This window comes from Acidovorax sp. Leaf160 (assembly GCF_001424265.1).
GTDB lineage: Bacteria > Pseudomonadota > Gammaproteobacteria > Burkholderiales > Burkholderiaceae_C > Paracidovorax.
Window position 1 is genome coordinate 15423 of sequence record NZ_LMOV01000005.1, and the last position, 17139, is coordinate 32561.

Sequence of the window (17139 nt, forward strand, 5' to 3'; positions counted from 1 at the left end):
CCCGCGCCGGGCGCCACCGGCCCGGCGGGCCCTCGGCCCGGGCCGGTGGCGCGGCAGCGCGTGCGCGGCGGGGAACCGCAGGGTTCAGACGAAGATGTCCACCGCCCGCTCGCCGCCGCCCTGGCGGGACCGCCCGGCGGCGCCTGCCGGCGCGCTGGCCTGCACCAGGGCCTGGCGTGCGCCCTGGCGCTGGCGGTCGCCGCCCGCGCCCGAGCCGCCCCCGTCCCGTGCGCCCGACTCACCGGACGTGCCCACCGTCACCCCCGTCAGCTGCAGCCCCTCGGCCTGCAGCAGCTCGCGCAGCTGGGCCACGCTGCCGTCCAGCAGGTCGCGTGTGCCGGCCTGGTCGCTGCGGAAGGCGATGTGCGCTTCGCTGCCGGAGAGCGACACGGTGACCTGCACCGGCTGGCCGTCGCGGTCCAGCGTCATTTCGGCGTTCTGCGTGTTCTGGTGCACCCAGTAGGCGACCTGCTCGGCCAGGGCGTCTTCCGCCGCGCGCTGGGCCGCATCGGCCGACGCGCCCGACAGCTCGGCCGCGAACGCGTCGGCGCCGGCCAGCTCGCGGGTGGCCTCGCCCAGCGCCGCGCCGGCTGCCCCGGCGGCGGTGCTCGTGAAACCGTCTGCGCCCCGACCGGACGGCGAACGGCCGTCGCCGGCAGTCTCGGGCTGCGCCGTGAACAGCGCGGCCGGCAGGCCCGCCAGCGTGTCACCCGCAGCGCGGTGCGCGCCAGCGCCACCCGCCAGGAGGGCGGAATCCCGGTGCTCCGCAGCGCCTGCCAGCGGGACCGTGCTGGCGGCGGCAGCCAGCGCCGCGGTGGAGTCCGGCGCGCCGGCCCGGGCCGAATCCGCAGCCCCGGCGCGCAACGCAGCGGCGCCGGCCGGGGCGACGGCTGCCTCCGCGCCCCCCGCCCCCAAGCCCGCCGCGGCCCATGCGGCCTGGAAACGCCCGCCCATGCCGCGCATCGGGGCCGAAACGCCCGCGCCCGCACCCGGCACGCCGTTGAGGGCAGCCGCTTCGGTGGCCCCGTCCAGCAGGGCGGTCTGGCCTACCAGGCTGTCCACGCCGGCCTTGCCCGCACCCCTCGACCAGAGCCCGTCCGATCCGCCCACGGCCGCGAAGCCGAAACGGCCCTCTGCGAGCGAGCCGGAGGAGAAGGAGGCGCCCTGCCGGGGGTCGGCCAGGCCCGCCGCACCGGCAGCACCGGCCGCGGCCGACAGTGCGGCGGCAGCCTGGGCGGATGGCAAAAGGGAGGGATCGAACCCCAGGGCCCCGAGCGCCGACAGCGCGGCAGCCGGGTCGCCGTCCTGCGCGTCCCCCACCAGCGCGTCCACGCCCTCCTCGCTCGCGCCCAGGCCGGCAGTGGCCCCCTCGCCCAGCGCCGCCAGCAGCAGCGAGAAGCCGTCCTGCGGCGCCTGCCCGGCGCCGGCCTCGGCCATCTTGCCGGGGGCGCGGGTGCCCTGGGCCTCTTGCGCCTTGGGGCGCTGGGCCGCGCTGGTGTGGGCGGAGGGGCTGTTGCTGCTGCTGCGGGTGGCTTCCATCGTCAAGACTCCTGCCCCGAGGGGCTTCTTTCGGCGCGGGCGGACTGGATCGCAGCCCGCTCGTCGGTTTCCTTCTGCTCGCGCCGCGTCTGCAGCAGCGCGATGTCGCGCTGGCGCTTTTCCAGCACCTTGCGCAGGCTCGCCAGCCGGAGTTCGGCCTGCAGCAGCGCCTGGGCGGCGGCCTGGGCCCGGCCGGCGTGGCCGTCGATCACGCCGCCCTGCATGCCGATGGCGTGCGACAGGCGGTCCATGAACTGGTAGTGGTGGTACATCACTTCCGGCTTGATGGTGGCGTCCGCGCTCACACCCCAGCGGCCCTGGGTTTCTGCGGCATACCCTTCCAGCTGGTCGAGCTGCTGCTGGGCCGCGTGGCGGGCGCGTTCCACGTCCTGCACCGCCTGGCGGGCGGCGTCGCGCTGGCGCTCGGCCATCTCGACGGCGATCTGGAAGGCTTTGAGGGACGACATGGCGATGGCGCGGAGGGTGGCGGCGGCGGCGTGCTCACTGGCCCAGCACGCCGGCCATGGCCGTCAGGCTCTGGTCCAGCGATGCGGCCTCGAACATGTCCTGCTGCAGGAAGTCGGCCATGGCCGGCTGCAGGCGGATGGCTTCGTCGAGCTGCGGGTCGGAGCCGCTCATGTAGGCCCCCACCTGGATCAGGTCGCGGCTCTTCTGGTAGCGCGAATACACGGCGCGAAAGCGGCGCGCCATCTCGAAGTGCTCGCGCGAAACCACGTTGTGCATCACCCGCGAGGCCGACTGCTCGATGTCGATTGCCGGGAAGTGGCCGGTTTCGGCCAGCGCGCGCGACAGCACGAAGTGGCCGTCCAAAATGGCGCGGGCCGAGTCGGCGATCGGGTCCTGCTGGTCGTCGCCCTCGGACAGCACGGTATAGAACGCGGTGATGGAGCCCACGCCGTGCAGGCCGTTGCCGCTGCGCTCGACCAGCGCCGGCAGCTTGGCGAAGCAGCTGGGCGGATAGCCCTTGGTGGCCGGCGGCTCGCCGATGGCGAGGGCGATCTCGCGCTGGGCCATGGCGTAGCGGGTGAGCGAATCCATCAGCAGCAGCACGTGCTGGCCCTTGTCGCGGAAGTGCTCGGCAATGGCCGTGGCATACGAGGCGCCCTGCATGCGCAACAGGGGCGGCGCGTCGGCGGGCGCCGCCACCACCACGGCGCGGCTGCGGTCGCCCGCGCCCAGGATGTCTTCGACGAATTCCTTGACCTCGCGGCCCCGCTCGCCGATCAGGCCCACGACGATCACGTCGGCCTGGGTGTAGCGGGCCATCATGCCCAGCAGCACGCTCTTGCCGACGCCGGAGCCGGCGAAGAGGCCCAGCCGCTGGCCGCGCCCCACCGTCAGCAGGGTGTTGATGGCGCGCACGCCGGTGTCCAACGTTTCGCGCACCGGGTCGCGGTCCATCGCGTTGATGGGCCGGCGGTCCATGGGTTCGGACGTGACCGACGTGAGCGGGCCGGCATGGTCCAGCGGGATGCCCTGCGAATCGATCACCCGGCCCAGCAGGCCGTCGCCCATGGGCAGCCGCAGCATGCCGACGCCGCTGGCGGGCGTCGCGGCGCCGGGGCCCTCGCCTTCCGGCGCGCCCAGGCGCGGCGCCGGCACGAAGGGCGCGGCGGGCGTCACGCTGGCGCCGCTCGACAGGCCGTGGATGTCGCCTGCCGGCATGAGAAACGCCTTGTCGGCGGAAAACCCCACCACCTCGGCCAGCACGGGGGTGTGGGCCGGCATCTGCACTAGGCACTGCGAACCCACGGGCACGCGGATGCCGGCGGCCTCCAGCACCAGCCCGGTCAGCCGGGTCAGGGTGCCCCGGCTCTCCAGCGGGGCGGGCGCGGCCACGCGGGCGCGGGCGTCGGCCATGAAGCGGGTCCAGGCGGCGGAGTCATGCGGCATCGCGCGCTCCAGGTGGGGCGGTGTCGCCGGATTCGGCTGCCGCCGGGGTGGCGGCGGACTCCAGGCCCGGTTCGGCTGCGGTGGCCGGGCCCTGCCAGGCCGAGGCCAGGCCCAGCGACGCGACCGCCCGCTGCCAGCGCTTGTCCAGCGAGCCATCGACCACGGTGCCGGCCGATTCCACCAGGCAGTCGCCCGGCAGCACGTTCGCGTCGGCCACCCAGTGCACCTTGGCGCCCGCGAATTCCTCGCGCAGCGGGCGTTCCAGCAGCGTCCAGTCCTGCGGGTTCATGCGCACCGTGGCCGGGCGGCCTTCGCCCACCAGCAGGGCCAGCGCCTCGCGCACCACGGGCAGCACGGCCTCGCGGTCGATGGACAGTTCGCGGCGCACCACCTGGCGGGCCAGGTCGCAGGCCAGCGCCAGCAGCTCCTGGGCCATGCCCTGCTGCAGGCCGTCGAGGCCGGCATCGACCGCGCCGGCCAGCTGGCCCAGGCGCTCGGCGGCGTCGCGGCCCTGGCCGGCGACGTAGTCGTCCATGCGCTGTTGCCACTCCAGCGCGGCCTCGGCACGGCCCTGTTCCACGCCCTGGGCATGGGCCTGGGCGCAGGCCTGCTCCAGCAGGGCCAGGTGTTCCGATTCGTCGATGACCACCGGCGGCGGCGGTGCGTCGGCCTGGGCCGGGTCCACCGGGGCTGGTGGCGGAATCAGCCCGGCGGCGTTCACGGCGCCGAACTGCCAGGGGGTGGCGCCCGCGACCTCCTCGCTCGGGATGAACCGCGAGTAATGCCGGTTATATGAGTGCGTCATCGCCACCGCCGCCGATCACGATCTGGCCTTCGTCGGACAGGCGCCGCACCGTCTTCAGGATTTCCTTCTGCTGCGCCTCGACTTCCGACAGCCGCATGGGGCCGCGCGATTCCAGGTCTTCGCGCATCGAATCGGCAGCGCGGGAGGACATGTTCGACAGGAACTTCTCGCGCAGCTCGGGCTGCGCGCCCTTCAGCGCCACCACCAGGGTTTCGGACGCCACTTCGCGCAGCACGGTCTGGATGGCGCGGTCGTCGAGTTTCATGACGTCGTCGAACACGAACATCTTGTCCATGATCTTTTGCGCCAGGTCGGCGTCGTAGCCGCGGATGGATTCGAGCACCGTCGCGTCCATGCCGGAGCCCAGCAGGTTGATGATCTCGGCGGCCGACTTCACGCCGCCCAGCGAGCTCTTGCGGATCTTGTCGCCGCCGGCCAGCACCTTGAACAGCACTTCGTTCAGGTCCTTCAGGGCGGTCGGCTGGATGCCTTCGAGCGTGGCGATGCGCAGCAGCACCTCGCCGCGCTGGCGGTCGCTCAGCTGCATCAGGATGGCGGAGGACTGGTCCGGGTCCAGGTGCACCAGGATGGCGGCAACGATCTGCGGGTGCTCGTTGCGCAGCAGCTCGGCCACCGAGAGCGGGTCCATCCACTTCAGGCTTTCGATGCCCGACACGTCGCCGCCCTGCAGGATGCGGTCGATCAGCAGCGCGGCCTTGTCGTCTCCCAGCGCGCGCTTGAGCACCGAGCGCACGTAGTTGCTGGTGTCCGACACCAGCAGGCTCTGCGCCGCTGCGTCGTTGGAGAACCGGTTGATGACCGAGTCGACCTTCTCGCGCGACACCGACTTCATGCGGGCGATGGTTTCGCCCAGTTTCTGCACTTCCTTGGGCGAGAGGTGCTTGAATACCTCCGCCGCCTCCTCCTCGCCCAGCGACATCAGCATGATCGCGGCGTCGTTCAGTCCTTGCTCATCCATGGGGGGCTCGCTCGGGGTGGCGGCGCGTCATTCGCCGTTGACCCAGGTTTTGATGATGTTGGCCACGGCGACCGGGTTTTCCTTGGCCAGCGTGCGGGCCTCGTCCAGGCGCAGTTGCTCTGGCGTGGCCGGCATATTCTCCACCCGCATGGGCGTCGGCACGGGCGTGGGGGCCGGCAGCGCCGGGCGCTCCAGAGCTTCCGACTCGAGCGCGTCCAGCTGAATGCCTGGCCCGGCGTTGGCGGCCAGAGCAGGCGCCGACTTGGGCGCGTTCAGCCCCTTGATGGCCGGGCGCACCAGGCCCAGCAGGATGAGCGCGGCGAACAGCGACATGCCCACCGGCCAGCCCAGGCTGCGGGCCAGCTCGATCATTTCCGGCTGCTTCCAGAGCGGGAGATCCACCGCGGTCGTGGCATCGACCAGGAAGGGCGTGTTCATCAGGTTGACCGAGTCGCCCCGTTCCTTGTTGAAGCCGATGGTCTCGCGCACCAGGGCGGTCATCTGTTCCAGCTGCTGCGGGGTCAGGGCCTTGCCGCCCGGGGCGGACTTGCTGTCGCCTTCCGCGGCCGGCTGGTAGTTGACCACCACGGCTGCGCTGACCCGCTTGATGGCGCCACTGCCGCCGCGCGTGACGCGGGTGGTCTTGTCGACTTCATAGTTGGTGACCGACTCGCGCTTGGTCTGCGCCGGCTGGCCGTTCTGCTGGCCTGCGGCGACCGGCGCCGGGTTGGCACCGTTGACGGGCGCCGTCGTGCCCTGGGGCGGCTGGTTGGTCACCGCGCCCGGCACGCCGGTGGGCAGCTGCGAGCCGCCGCCCTGGCCGGAGCTTTCCACCACCTGCTGGCTGCGCACGGCGCTGCTGTCGGGCGTCTGGTTGGGGCGGTGCTGCTCGGAGGTGGATTCGGTCTGGCTGAAGTCCACGTCGGCCGTGACCTGCGCCTTCACGTTGTTCTTGCCCACCACCGGCTCGAGGATGTCCAGGATGCGGCGGGTGTACTGCTGTTCGATCTGCTGCACGTAGCTCAGCTGCTGGCCGTCCACGGCGGCACCGGCGGCCGAATCGGGCGACTGCGACAGCAGCTTGCCGCTGTCGTCCAGCACGCTGACGGCGCTGGGCGCCATCTCGGGCACGCTGGAGGACACCAGGTGCACGATGCCGGCGAGCTGGGTGCGGTCCAGGAAGCGGCCGGGGTAGAGGCTCACCAGCACCGAGGCGGAAGGCTTCTGCTGTTCGCGGAAGAAGCCGTTCTGGTTGGGCAGCGCCAGGTGCACGCGGGCGCTCTGGATGGACGACAGCGCCTGGATCGAGCGCGTCAGCTCGCCTTCCAGGCCGCGCTGGAAGTTCAGCCGTTCCTGGAACTGCGTGACGCCGAAGCGGCTGGTTTCCATCAGCTCGAAGCCGGTGACCGAACCCTTGGGCAGGCCCTGCGTGGCCAGGCGCAGGCGCACGTCGTGCACGCGCTCGGCCGGAATCATGATGGCGCCGCCGCCCTCGGCGTACTTGTAGGGCACGTTCATGGTGGACAGCTGCGCCACGATGGCGCCGCCGTCCTTGTCGCTCAGGTTGGAGAACAGCACCCGGTAGTCGGGCTGGCGGCTGAACACCACCGCAGCCAGCACGCCGCCCACCAGCAACACCAGTCCCAGCCCCAGGCGCAGGCGGGCCGACCGGTCGAGTGCGGCCAGGCGCTGCATCCACGACGGGGTGCCGGCGGATGGGAGTTGGGGGAGTTCGGCGACTGCGGACATCGTGCTTTCCAGTATGTCAGTCCAGGGCGGGGCTCTGGCGGTGTGGCGATTATTCGGCACCCCCCTGTCCGACGTTCGCTGGATAAAGCGCGCCTTTGACCATCATTTCCACACGATGGCCGGGCGCCGCCCGCCTACGATCACCCCATTCTTCCCGCGGACCGCATGGCGATCCGCACCTGCCGCCCACCCTCCGAGCACACCGCCATGGACCTTCGCATCTCTCCCGGCACCGCCCCGCTGTCAGGCACCGGCCTGGCTCGCCGCGCCACGGCCCCTCAGGACGGCGCGGCCCAGGACGTCGGCTTCTCCAGCGCGCTCAAGGGCGCCCTGCAGTCGGTAAGCGCCGCGCAGAACCGTTCGAGCGATCTGCAGCGCGAAGTGCAGTTCGAGAACCCGAACGTGAGCATCGAAGAGACCATGGTGTCCATGCAGAAGGCCCAGGTCGGCTTCCAGGCCACGCTGCACGTGCGCAACCGCATGGTGCAGGCCTACAGCGACATCATGAACATGCAGGTGTGAGCGAGACACCCGCCGCCGCAGACCGACGCGAATGCCATTAAATTAATAGCACAATGTGCTTTATCCATCAGCGCTGGAAGCTGATTTGACCGCAAACATGTGACCGCAGACTCTCGTCCATGACCCGCTGACGCCCTCCGCCTCGTCCGGCGGTGCGATCGCGTCAAGCCGCGCCGGCACGCCGTTCCCCCAGTCAAAACGCCTCGCTCCTGTTCAAGGAGCGAGGCGTTTTTCATGGACCACCGTCCGCAGGCAGAGACGGCCCGGGGCGGCGGGCGGGAGTCCGGCGCACCGACCACTGCCTGGCAGGGGTGGGTCTAGGCGCCGGGGCACGCGCAATGTCAGTGCATCACCACCGGCTGGCGTTCGAACAGGTGTTCGAACTGCGACAGCCAGGGTTCCGCCAGGCAGCGGATCTCCGCATCGTTGCGCAGGATGCGCTGCATGATGCGCGTCTTCTCGCGGCGGTGCTCGGGCAGCAGCTCCTGGGCCTGGGCCTCGTAGCGCAGGCGCTCGATCAGCACGGCGCAGGTGCCTTCGTAGCGTACGACGCCGTCCCAGTCCTTCAACTTGGCGGCTTCCAGCATCTTGGCGCTGCTGTCTTCGATGGCTTTGTAGTAGTCGATCAACATTTCAGGCATTTCTCAAGCCTCCGCCATCACGGTCTGTGCGGGGTCATTCGCGGCCTTGGCGTTCGCCGTGCCGGCTTTCTTCATTTCGTTCCAGCCCTGTGCCAGTGGCTCGATCAGCTGGGCCACCTCGGCCAAGAGGGCGTCGTCGTTGCGCGCATTGGCCAGGATGAGCCGGCGCAGGGCGTAGTCGTAGAGAGCGTCCAGGTTGCTGGCCAGCGTGCCGCCGGCTTCCCGGTCGAGCGCGGTGCGCAGGCCCTCTTCCAGGATGCGCACCGCGCGGCTGATGCCGTTGCACTTGCCGGCCACGTCGCCCCGGGCCATCGCGCCGCGGGCGGTGGCGATGGAATTGAGCACCCCCGCGTACAGCAGGCTGACCAGCTGGTGCTGGTCGATGGTGTGCATGCTGGTCTCGACGTTGATGCGCTGGTAGGCGGAGGCGGCACGGGGGGAGGCGCTGAACATGGCGGGCTACTTTCCTGGACTGGTTATTCAATTTATCGGCGCTCGGCCGGAAAACTGAAGCCTTTCAGCGCGACTTATTCCAGGTCGTGACCTGCTGGCTGATGTAGCTGTTGAGCGCGTTCAGCCCGGCCATCTTGGTGTCCAGCGCGGTGTAGCGGTCGGTCAGGTTCTTCTGCATGCGGTCGGCACGGTCGGTGATGGTCTCGGTGTCCTTCTCGTTGCGCTTGATCGCAGCGTCATAGGTCTTGGTCTTGGTGGCGAAGAAGCCGTCGCTGTCCAGCAGCTTGGAGGTCACGCCCTTGAACTTCTCGGCGAAGCCATCGGTCGCCGTCCCGTCGTCGGGGCCACGGAAGAACGCCTTGACGGCATCCGGGTCGGCCATGGCCTTGTCGAACTTGGTCGTGTCCAGGCGCAGGTTGCCGTTGGGCGTGACGTTGCCGGAGCCGCCATCGATCACCACGCCGACGTCCGACAGCGTGCGCAGTGCGCCGTTGCCCGTCACGCTCTGCAGCGCCATGCGCAGCGTGTTCTGCAGCGTGATGGCGGAAGAGTCGCCCTGCAGCAGCGCCCCGCTCTTGCTGGACTGGTCGTAGGCCGTGGCTTCGTTCAGCGCACTGTTGAGGGCGTTGTACGCAGTGATGAACGCCTGCACGTTGGCTTTCACCGCCGAGGTGTCCTTGGCGACCGTGATGGTGACCGGGTCGGTGGTCGTCGCCTTGGCGGTGAAGGTCACGCCTGCCACCGTATCGGCGAAGGCGTCGGTCGGCGAAGTGACTGCAATGCCGTTCACCGTGGCGTTCGCGTTCTGCGCGAATTCGGTGGTGGAACCCGTGACCAGGCGGGACAGGCCGGTGTTGTCGCCCTGCGTGCCGTCGGCGTCCGTCACCGACAGCTGGTAGCCGGCCGCTTCGCCGGTGCTCTTGCTGCGCAGCATCAGGCGCTCGCCGCTCGCGTCGTTGAGGATGGTCGCCGTGACGTTGGCGCCCGAGCCGTTGATCTTGCCGGCGATGTCCGCCAGGGTGTCGGTGGCCGAGACTGCGATGTTGATCGCATCGGCCTTGCCGGCCGTGAAGGTCTTGGGCGTGCCGGCCCAGGTGCCGACCTCGAGCTTGATCGTGCCGGCACCCACCGGGTCCTTGGCGGGCTGCAGCGAGGCCGAGGTGGAAGATTGCGCCTTGGCCAGGTTCTGCACCTGCACCGAGAAAGAAGTGGCCGATGCGCCGCCGACGGCGCTGACCGTGACCAGGTCGCTCTTGGAAGACGTGGCGCTCACGCCGTTCCACCCCGTGACGCTGGTCAGCTTGCCCAGGGAATCCGACAGGGTGGACACCATGGATTTGAACTGCCCGAAGGCCGACACCTTGGCCTTGGTGAGGGCCGCCTGCTGCGCGAGGCCGCCCGTTTTGGTGATGGGCAGCTTGACCGCATCGACAGACGCCTTGATCAGGCCATTGACATCGACGTTGCCACCGAGACCGATTCCCAGGGATGAAAAGCTAGCCATGGTCCGTTTCCTCTCAGCGCATCAAATTGCATCAACGCAGATTATGGAAGCACGCCCACCGCCGCATCGGGCCGATAAGACCGGAAGAATCCACCCAATCCGGCGGCTACCGCGCATCGGCCCCAGCGACAAAGCGGTGGCGAACGCATCGCCACCGCCTGGGACAGCCGGGCAGGCCGCCAGGGCCCGCCACGCCTGAGAACGCTGCTTCGATTAACGCAGCAGGGACAGCACGCCCTGGGGCAGCTGGTTGGCCTGGGCGACCATGGCGGTACCGGCCTGCTGCAGGATCTGCGAGCGCGACAGGTTGGCGGTTTCCGAGGCGAAGTCGGCGTCTTGAATACGGCCACGCGAAGCGGACATGTTCTCGGCCGTGCTCTGCAGGTTGTTCACCGTGGTTTCGAAGCGGGACTGCAGGGCACCGAAGCTGGCGCGCTGGCCGTTCACTGCCGAGAGCGCTGCGTCGATGATCTTCAAAGCCTTGGTCGAACCGTCCACCGTGGACACGTCGATATCGCTCACCTTGGTCAGCGTAGAGCTGGTGGCAGCGGTGCTCGTCATGGTGCCGCCCGTGCCGCTCACGGTGTAGCCCTTGTCGGAGTTGTATTCCACCGTGCCGCGCGAGGCGACGGTCACACCCGTGCCCGCCGCAGTGGCGCTGGTGAAGGACATCGTGCCGGACGATTGCGTCGTGACGGCGTCCTGCGAAGCCAGGGTGATACCTGCGGCGCTGCTGCCGCCGTTGGCGATGTTGATGTCCTTGCCCGACTCGTTGGTCAGGATCAGGCCCGAGGAGTCGCTGTTGAGCTTGGCGGTGATGCCAGTCTGCGAAGACACGTCGTTCACGGCCTTCACGGCTTCGGCGAGGCCTGCAGCCGTGCTGGTGGCCGAGACGTTGAACGTCACGTTGGCTGCGGTGGTGTTGTCGCCCTTGACAGCCAGGGTGAAGGAGCCGGTGCCAGCGAACTTGAGCTCCGAAACGTTGCGGGCCGAAGCCGACACGCCGGTGGAGTCGGCAGCAGCATTGACGGCCGCAGCGATATCGGCCGCCGTGCCGGAAGCGGCGACGTTGACCGTCTTGGTCTGCAGGCCGGCGATCACCACCGTGCCGGCGGCGGCGCCTGCCGAGCCCGCCGAGGCGCCGGTGGTGGCCGCTCCCGTAGCGGACGCCGTCAGCTGCGCACCGTAGTTGCCGGTACGGAAATTGCCCGTGGTGGCGGTAATGGTCTGGTTGGCGTTGGCGCCCACCTGGAAAGTGGCCGAGCCGAACGAACCGTCGAGCAGCTTCTGGCCGTTGAATTCCGTGGTACCGGCGATACGGTCCATTTCCGACAGCAACTGGCCGACTTCGGCCTGGATGGCCTTGCGGTCACCGGCGCTGTTGGTGGCGTTGGCCGACTGCACGGCCAGTTCGCGCACCCGTTGCAGGATGTCGCCGGAGCTCTTCAGAGCGCCTTCGGCCGTCTGCGCCAGCGAGATGCCGTCGTTGGCATTGCGCACAGCCTGGTTCAGGCCGCGGATCTGGGAGGTGAAGCGCTCCGAAATGGCCAGGCCGGCGGCGTCGTCCTTGGCGCTGTTGATGCGCAGGCCCGACGACAGGCGCTGGATCGAGGTGTTGAGCGACGCCTGGCTCATGCCCAGGTTGCGCTGGGCCGTCATCGAAGCGAGGTTGGTGTTGATGGTGGATGCCATTTGCAAATCTCCTGAAAAGAACTGACTGATCTGGCGTTACCGCCAACTGGGCCCAGAACCTTCTGGCCGCAGGGTTCACAGCGCCAGGGGCCTCTGTTGAACGGCGGGCTTGCCAACTGTTGCTTCGTGTTCGCACGTCCCGTTGGAATGGTTTTCGGGCAGTCCTTGGAAAACTTTAGGAACAAACGCACGGATTGAGCGGTTTTTCTGCGTCTTATCGGATCAACGCTCCGGCGCCCGCTGGCCAGAATCCTTCCATCGTTCCCATAAAGACGCCGGAGGGGGTGATGCTTGAACCGGCAGAAATCTTCACTGTTTCCCGCCATCCAGGAGTTCCACCATGGCCTCGACCATCAACACCAACATCAGCTCCCTGACCGCCCAGCGCAATCTGGGCACCAGCCAGGCATCCCTGAACACCTCCATCCAGCGCCTGTCGTCGGGTCTGCGCATCAACAGCGCCAAGGACGACGCCGCCGGCCTGGCCATTTCGGAGCGCTTCACCTCCCAGATCCGCGGCCTGAACCAGGCCGTTCGCAATGCGAACGACGGGATTTCCCTCTCCCAGGTGGCCGAAGGCGCCCTGGCGGGTTCCGGCAACATCCTGCAGCGGGTGCGCGAGCTGTCCGTGCAGTCGGCCAACGCCACCAACAGCGCCAGCGACCGCAAGGCCATCCAGGCCGAAGTCGGCCAGCTGCTGTCGGAACTCGACCGCATTTCGCTCACGACCGAATTCAACGGCCAGAAGCTGCTGGACGGCTCGTTCGGCTCGGCCACCTTCCAGGTGGGCGCCAACGCCAACCAGACGATCACGGCCACCACGGGTAACTTCCGCACCTCCAACTACGGCGTGAACCTGACGTCGTCGGCCAGTGGCGCTGCCACCACGGGCGCCACCGCCGGATCCGCAGGCGCCGCTGCGGGCACCGTCACCATCGCCGGCCTGCAGACCAAGACGATCAACGTGGCCGCATCAGGCACCGCGGCCGACATCGCCTCGGCTGTGAATGCCGCCGCCGATGCCACGGGCGTGACCGCCGTGGCCCGCAACGTGTCGGAACTGAAGTTCGGCACTTCCGGCTCCTTCAGCCTGGCGATCAAGGGTGACAACTCCACAGCCACCAACGTGACCTTCAACGTGCCGGCGGCCAACACCCCGGCCGGGCTGGCCGACGCCATGAAGGCGATCAACGATTCCGCCTCGCAGACCGGCATCACCGCCAAGCTCAACAGCAACAACGACGGCCTGGTGCTGACCAACGAAAGCGGCAAGGACATCAACATCGCCAACGGCTCGGGCAGCGCCGGCAGCATCAGCCTGGCCTCGCAGGATGCCTCGGCCACACTGTCGTCGAGCACCAATACCCTGACCTTCACGACGGCGACCACCGCCGCCACGGGTGTGACGGTGGCTTCGCGGGGCACGGTGGAATACAGCTCCGACAAGGGTTACACGGTGGGGGGCACCGGCGACACGATGACCTCTGCGACGGCCACCGCCTCCACGCAGAAAGCCGTGAACTCCATCGACGTGTCGACGGCTGAAGGCGCGACGCGCGCGCTCAAGGTGATCGATTCGGCCCTGGCGGCAGTGAACGGCCAGCGGGCCAGTTTCGGTGCCTTGCAGTCCCGGTTCGAGACCACCATCGCCAACCTGAACACCTCGTCCGAGAACATGTCCGCCTCGCGCGGCCGCATCCAGGACGCAGACTTCGCGGCGGAAACCGCCAACCTGTCGCGTGCGCAGATCCTGCAGCAGGCAGGCACCGCCATGGTGGCCCAGGCCAACCAGATTCCGCAGGGCGTGCTGTCGCTGTTGAAGTAATCAGGCCGGGGCATCGCCAGCCTGACAGAGCCTTCGCATCGGCCGGTGGACGTCCTGAGCAGCGCAGGCGCGGACAGGCCGTCCGGCAGGCGCTGCGGGCGCGCCATACTCGGCGATGCAGACCACCCCTGCTCGCCAGCATGCCCACAGGCTCACGGCAGCCTGCCGCGCACGCAACGGCAGCGGGATGCACCTGCGCATTGGGCCTCATGTTGCGGCTTCTGTAGAGAAAAAGGGAATCCCAGATGTCGGAACGGCAGCCAGAAAGCCCGGTGTTCGTCACGCAGCCGTATCTTCCGCCGCTGGAGGAATTTCTTCCCTATCTGAAGGACATCTGGGACCGCAAGATCCTGACCAACAACGGCCCCTGCCATCAGGAACTCGAATCCCGGCTCCAGGACTACCTGGGCTTGCAACACGTCTCGCTGTTCGCCAACGGGACGATCGCGCTGGTGACGGCGCTGCAGGCGCTGCGCATCACGGGGGAGGTCATCACCACGCCGTACAGCTTCGTGGCCACTGCCCACTCTCTGCTCTGGAACGGCATCAAGCCCGTTTTCGTGGACATCGACCCGGTCACACTGAACCTGGACCCGGCGAAGGTGGAGGCGGCCATCACGCCCCAGACCACGGCGATCCTGCCGGTGCACTGCTACGGCCACCCCTGTGATGTGGCCGCCATCCAGAACATCGCCGACAACTATGGCCTGCGGGTGATCTATGACGCAGCCCATGCCTTCGGCGTGCGTGACGAAGGTGGCAGCCTGTTGCGGCATGGCGACCTGTCCGTGCTGAGCTTCCATGCCACCAAGGTCTTCAACACCTTTGAGGGGGGCGCCATTGTCAGCCCCGACGCGCGCACCAAGCGGCGCATCGACCACCTGAAGAATTTCGGCTTCGTCGATGAAGTGACGGTGGTGGCACCAGGCATCAACGGAAAGATGAGCGAGATCAACGCGGCCTTCGGGCTGCTGCAGTTGCAGCACATCGACAAGGTGATCGCCCGCAGGGCGGAAATTCACGGGCTCTACACGCAGCTGCTTTCCGGAATCCCGGGTATTTCGCTCGTCCAGAGCCTCGCTGCCCGGCACAACCATGCCTATTTTCCCGTCCTGGTGGACGACGCCTATCCCATTTCGCGGGATGAGTTGTACGACCACCTGAAGCTGCATGGCATTCACGGCCGGCGGTACTTCCATCCGCCCATCAGCAGTTTTCCCATGTACAAGGCGCTGCCGTCCGCTCAGGCGCAAAACCTGCCGAACGCGCACCGCGCTTCGGCCTCCATCCTCTGTCTGCCCATCTACCCGGCGCTTGAAGACACCACGGTAGAGCGGGTGGCCAAGCTGATCAGGGACGTGCGGGCCGGCGCGGCAGTGGCCTAGACCGGCCGCCGCTTGCGCAGCCTGCACCCGTCAGCGCCCCCCCCACATCAGCGCACCATGGCAAGCCACAGCGGAATGCACGAACGGAAGGTTCTCATCTTTCCTGCCGGCACGGAAATCGGCCTTGAGATGTTCGCGGCGCTCAAGGGCTGCCGCAACATGCGACTTTTTGCCGCAGGCGAAGACATTTCCAACCACGCCCGGCACCTCTACCCGGAATATCACGTGCTGCCGCACGTGAGTCACCCGACGTTCGCACCAGCAATGGCCGATCTCTGCCGACGGCTGGGCATCAGCCATATTCTCCCGGCGCACGATGACGCACTGACGGCGCTGACCACACTGCGCGAACGGCTGCCCGCCATGGTCGTGGCGCCGTCTGCCGAAACCTGCGCCACGACGCGATCCAAACGCGCTACGTACCTCAAGCTCGCAGGCGCCGTCCGCACGCCACGGGTTTTCGGCGATCTGGATGCCATCGACCACTTCCCCGTTTTCGTCAAGCCCGACCGGGGCCAGGGTTCGCTGAATGCCATGCGCGCGGATGATGCGCGGCAGCTGGCACACGCCGTGCAAACGGCTCAGGATCCGCTGGTCTGCGAATACCTTCCTGGCGAGGAGTACACCGTGGACTGCTTTTCCTCGCCCCAGCAGGGACTGCTCTTTTGCCACGCCCGTCGCCGGGACCGCGTGCGCAGCGGAATATCCAACTGCACCGTCACCGTCGATCTGCCCGGCATCGACGCCATGGCATCCGCCATCTCAACAAGTCTGGACATGCGGGGGGCCTGGTTCTTTCAGGTGAAGCGCTCATCGACGGGGGACCTGGCCTTGCTGGAGGTAGCACCGCGCATCGCGGGTGCCATGGCCGCCCACCGCGTGCAGGGCATCAACTTTCCCCTGCTCAGTTTGATGGAGCAAGAAGGACTTGAGCTTCGGATCCAGTGGAATCCAGGGGTTGTGGAGCTGGACCGCAGCCTGCGCAACCGGTATCGACACGATATTCGATTCGACCGGCTCTACATCGACCTGGACGACACACTGATTTTCAACGGCGAAGTACAGCTGGATGCCTTGAAGCTGATCTTCCAGTGCATCAACGCACGCAAGCAGGTCATCCTGCTCACCCGCCACGCCTCGAGTCTGGTGCAAACCTTGAAGCAGCATCGGCTGCATGGCCTCTTCGATGCCGTCGTGCACATCACCGACGGCAGCAGGAAGTCGGAGCACATTCGCCCCGAAGGTCGGCCGATCTTCGTTGACGACAGCTTTTCGGAGCGTCAGGACGTGCAGCGAGTCCTGGGCATCCCCACCTTTGACCTGAGCATGATCGAAATCCTGACCGAGCAGAGTGTCGCATCGCGCGGAACAGACGCCCCCGAACAGGAGCCGCGGCATGGATGAACAGACCTTCCTGGAGAGCCTGGCCGCAACCTACACCACGGCCGACAGCCCCCAGGACGCGGCGATCCGGTCCATGGCGCTGCGCACCTTCATGCCGTATTTCGAGCCGGACAGCCATGCCCTGGAGATGGGCTGCGATTCTGGCTACATGACCCGCTTGCTCGCCCCGCAGTTCCGGAGCCTCACCGTGGTGGACGGCTCCTCCATCTTCCTCGACAAGGCGCGGTCACACGGCATTCCCAATGCCACCTTCGTTCAGTCGCTCTTCGAGGAATTCCAGTCAGCGCAGACCTATGACCATATCTTTCTGAGCTATGTGCTGGAACATGTTCTGGATCCCCGGGCGCTGCTGAACAAAGTGCGCGAGCTGCTCGCCCCGCGGGGGAAGGTGTATATCGTCGTGCCCAACGAACGCGCGCTCTCCCGGCAGATGGCCCGGCACATGGGGCTGATCGACACGCTGGATGCGATGACCGACAACGACCGGCGGCACGGGCACCGGCGGACTTACGACCGTGTCAAGCTCGACAGGGACATCGCGGCCGCCGGACTCGTCAGCATGCATTCGGGAGGCTTGATGCTCAAACCATTCGCCGACTTCCAAATGAATGCCATGCACACGCATGCCATTCTGGGCGCCGCCCAAGTGGAAGGCCTCTACCAGCTGGGACTCGAATACCCCGACCTTGCTGGCTCCCTCTTTTCCGTGTGCCGCGCCGCGGCCTGA

Annotated in this window: 15 protein-coding genes; 5 read left to right on the top strand and 10 right to left on the bottom strand. The window is 67.9% G+C overall.

Going from position 1 to position 17139, the window contains the following annotated elements; translation table 11 throughout:
• Window positions 1-84: 84 nt before the first annotated feature.
• The 6 genes from ASF94_RS20650 to fliF are packed head-to-tail and all read right to left on the bottom strand — an operon-like array spanning window position 85 to window position 6986.
• Window positions 85-1539 (bottom strand): flagellar hook-length control protein FliK, encoded by a 1455-nt coding sequence (locus ASF94_RS20650; protein WP_082492976.1) that lies wholly within the window; start codon window positions 1537-1539, stop codon window positions 85-87.
• 2 nt (window positions 1540-1541) lie between these two features.
• On the bottom strand, window positions 1542-2006 hold the full coding sequence (locus ASF94_RS04215) for a flagellar export protein FliJ (RefSeq protein ID WP_056662064.1): 465 nt from the start codon (window positions 2004-2006) through the stop codon (window positions 1542-1544).
• Window positions 2007-2040: 34 nt separating this feature from the next.
• Complete coding sequence (gene fliI, locus ASF94_RS04220; RefSeq protein WP_056662068.1) at window positions 2041-3453, bottom strand: flagellar protein export ATPase FliI; 1413 nt, start codon at window positions 3451-3453, stop codon at window positions 2041-2043.
• Window positions 3443-4258 (bottom strand): flagellar assembly protein FliH, encoded by an 816-nt coding sequence (locus tag ASF94_RS04225; RefSeq protein WP_082492977.1) that lies wholly within the window; start codon window positions 4256-4258, stop codon window positions 3443-3445. Before ASF94_RS04225 ends, fliI begins: the two co-directional genes overlap by 11 nt.
• Window positions 4242-5237: a flagellar motor switch protein FliG gene (gene fliG, locus ASF94_RS04230; RefSeq protein WP_056662070.1), complete on the bottom strand. Its 996-nt coding sequence runs from the start codon at window positions 5235-5237 to the stop codon at window positions 4242-4244. The genes ASF94_RS04225 and fliG overlap by 17 nt, the downstream gene beginning before the upstream one ends.
• Before the next feature lie 27 nt (window positions 5238-5264).
• On the bottom strand, window positions 5265-6986 hold the full coding sequence (gene fliF, locus ASF94_RS04235) for a flagellar basal-body MS-ring/collar protein FliF (protein WP_056662073.1): 1722 nt from the start codon (window positions 6984-6986) through the stop codon (window positions 5265-5267).
• 207 nt (window positions 6987-7193) lie between these two features.
• On the opposite strand from fliF, the gene fliE reads away from it, so the two are divergent.
• Window positions 7194-7508, top strand: a complete 315-nt coding sequence (fliE, locus tag ASF94_RS04240; RefSeq protein WP_056662205.1) for a flagellar hook-basal body complex protein FliE — start codon at window positions 7194-7196, stop codon at window positions 7506-7508.
• Window positions 7509-7849: 341 nt separating this feature from the next.
• Here the strand turns inward: fliE and ASF94_RS04245 are convergent, their stop codons facing one another.
• The 4 genes from ASF94_RS04245 to ASF94_RS04260 all read right to left on the bottom strand — a co-directional run bounded on the left by ASF94_RS04245 (window position 7850) and on the right by ASF94_RS04260 (window position 11798).
• Entirely contained in the window at window positions 7850-8149 is a 300-nt protein-coding gene (locus ASF94_RS04245; protein WP_056662076.1) for a flagellar protein FliT, read from the bottom strand.
• Between the two features lie 3 nt (window positions 8150-8152).
• Entirely contained in the window at window positions 8153-8602 is a 450-nt protein-coding gene (gene fliS, locus ASF94_RS04250) for a flagellar export chaperone FliS (RefSeq protein WP_056662080.1), read from the bottom strand.
• A gap of 64 nt (window positions 8603-8666) precedes the next feature.
• Window positions 8667-10106: a flagellar filament capping protein FliD gene (gene fliD, locus ASF94_RS04255; protein ID WP_056662084.1), complete on the bottom strand. Its 1440-nt coding sequence runs from the start codon at window positions 10104-10106 to the stop codon at window positions 8667-8669.
• Window positions 10107-10319: 213 nt separating this feature from the next.
• Window positions 10320-11798 carry a flagellin gene (locus ASF94_RS04260; RefSeq protein WP_056662088.1) on the bottom strand — a complete coding sequence of 493 codons (1479 nt, stop codon included), beginning with the start codon at window positions 11796-11798 and terminating at the stop codon, window positions 10320-10322.
• A 340-nt stretch (window positions 11799-12138) separates the two neighbouring features.
• Between ASF94_RS04260 and ASF94_RS04265 the strand changes: the two genes are divergently transcribed.
• The 4 genes from ASF94_RS04265 (at window position 12139) to ASF94_RS04280 (ending at window position 17139) form a co-directional block, all read left to right on the top strand.
• On the top strand, window positions 12139-13623 hold the full coding sequence (locus ASF94_RS04265) for a flagellin (RefSeq protein WP_056662091.1): 1485 nt from the start codon (window positions 12139-12141) through the stop codon (window positions 13621-13623).
• A 245-nt stretch (window positions 13624-13868) separates the two neighbouring features.
• Window positions 13869-15008, top strand: a complete 1140-nt coding sequence (locus tag ASF94_RS04270) for a DegT/DnrJ/EryC1/StrS aminotransferase family protein (RefSeq protein ID WP_056662093.1) — start codon at window positions 13869-13871, stop codon at window positions 15006-15008.
• Window positions 15009-15065: 57 nt separating this feature from the next.
• The gene (locus tag ASF94_RS04275) at window positions 15066-16412 is read left to right on the top strand and encodes an ATP-grasp domain-containing protein (protein WP_082492978.1); all 1347 of its coding nucleotides are present in this window, start codon (window positions 15066-15068) and stop codon (window positions 16410-16412) included.
• Window positions 16405-17139 (top strand): bifunctional 2-polyprenyl-6-hydroxyphenol methylase/3-demethylubiquinol 3-O-methyltransferase UbiG, encoded by a 735-nt coding sequence (locus ASF94_RS04280; protein ID WP_056662208.1) that lies wholly within the window; start codon window positions 16405-16407, stop codon window positions 17137-17139. The genes ASF94_RS04275 and ASF94_RS04280 overlap by 8 nt, the downstream gene beginning before the upstream one ends.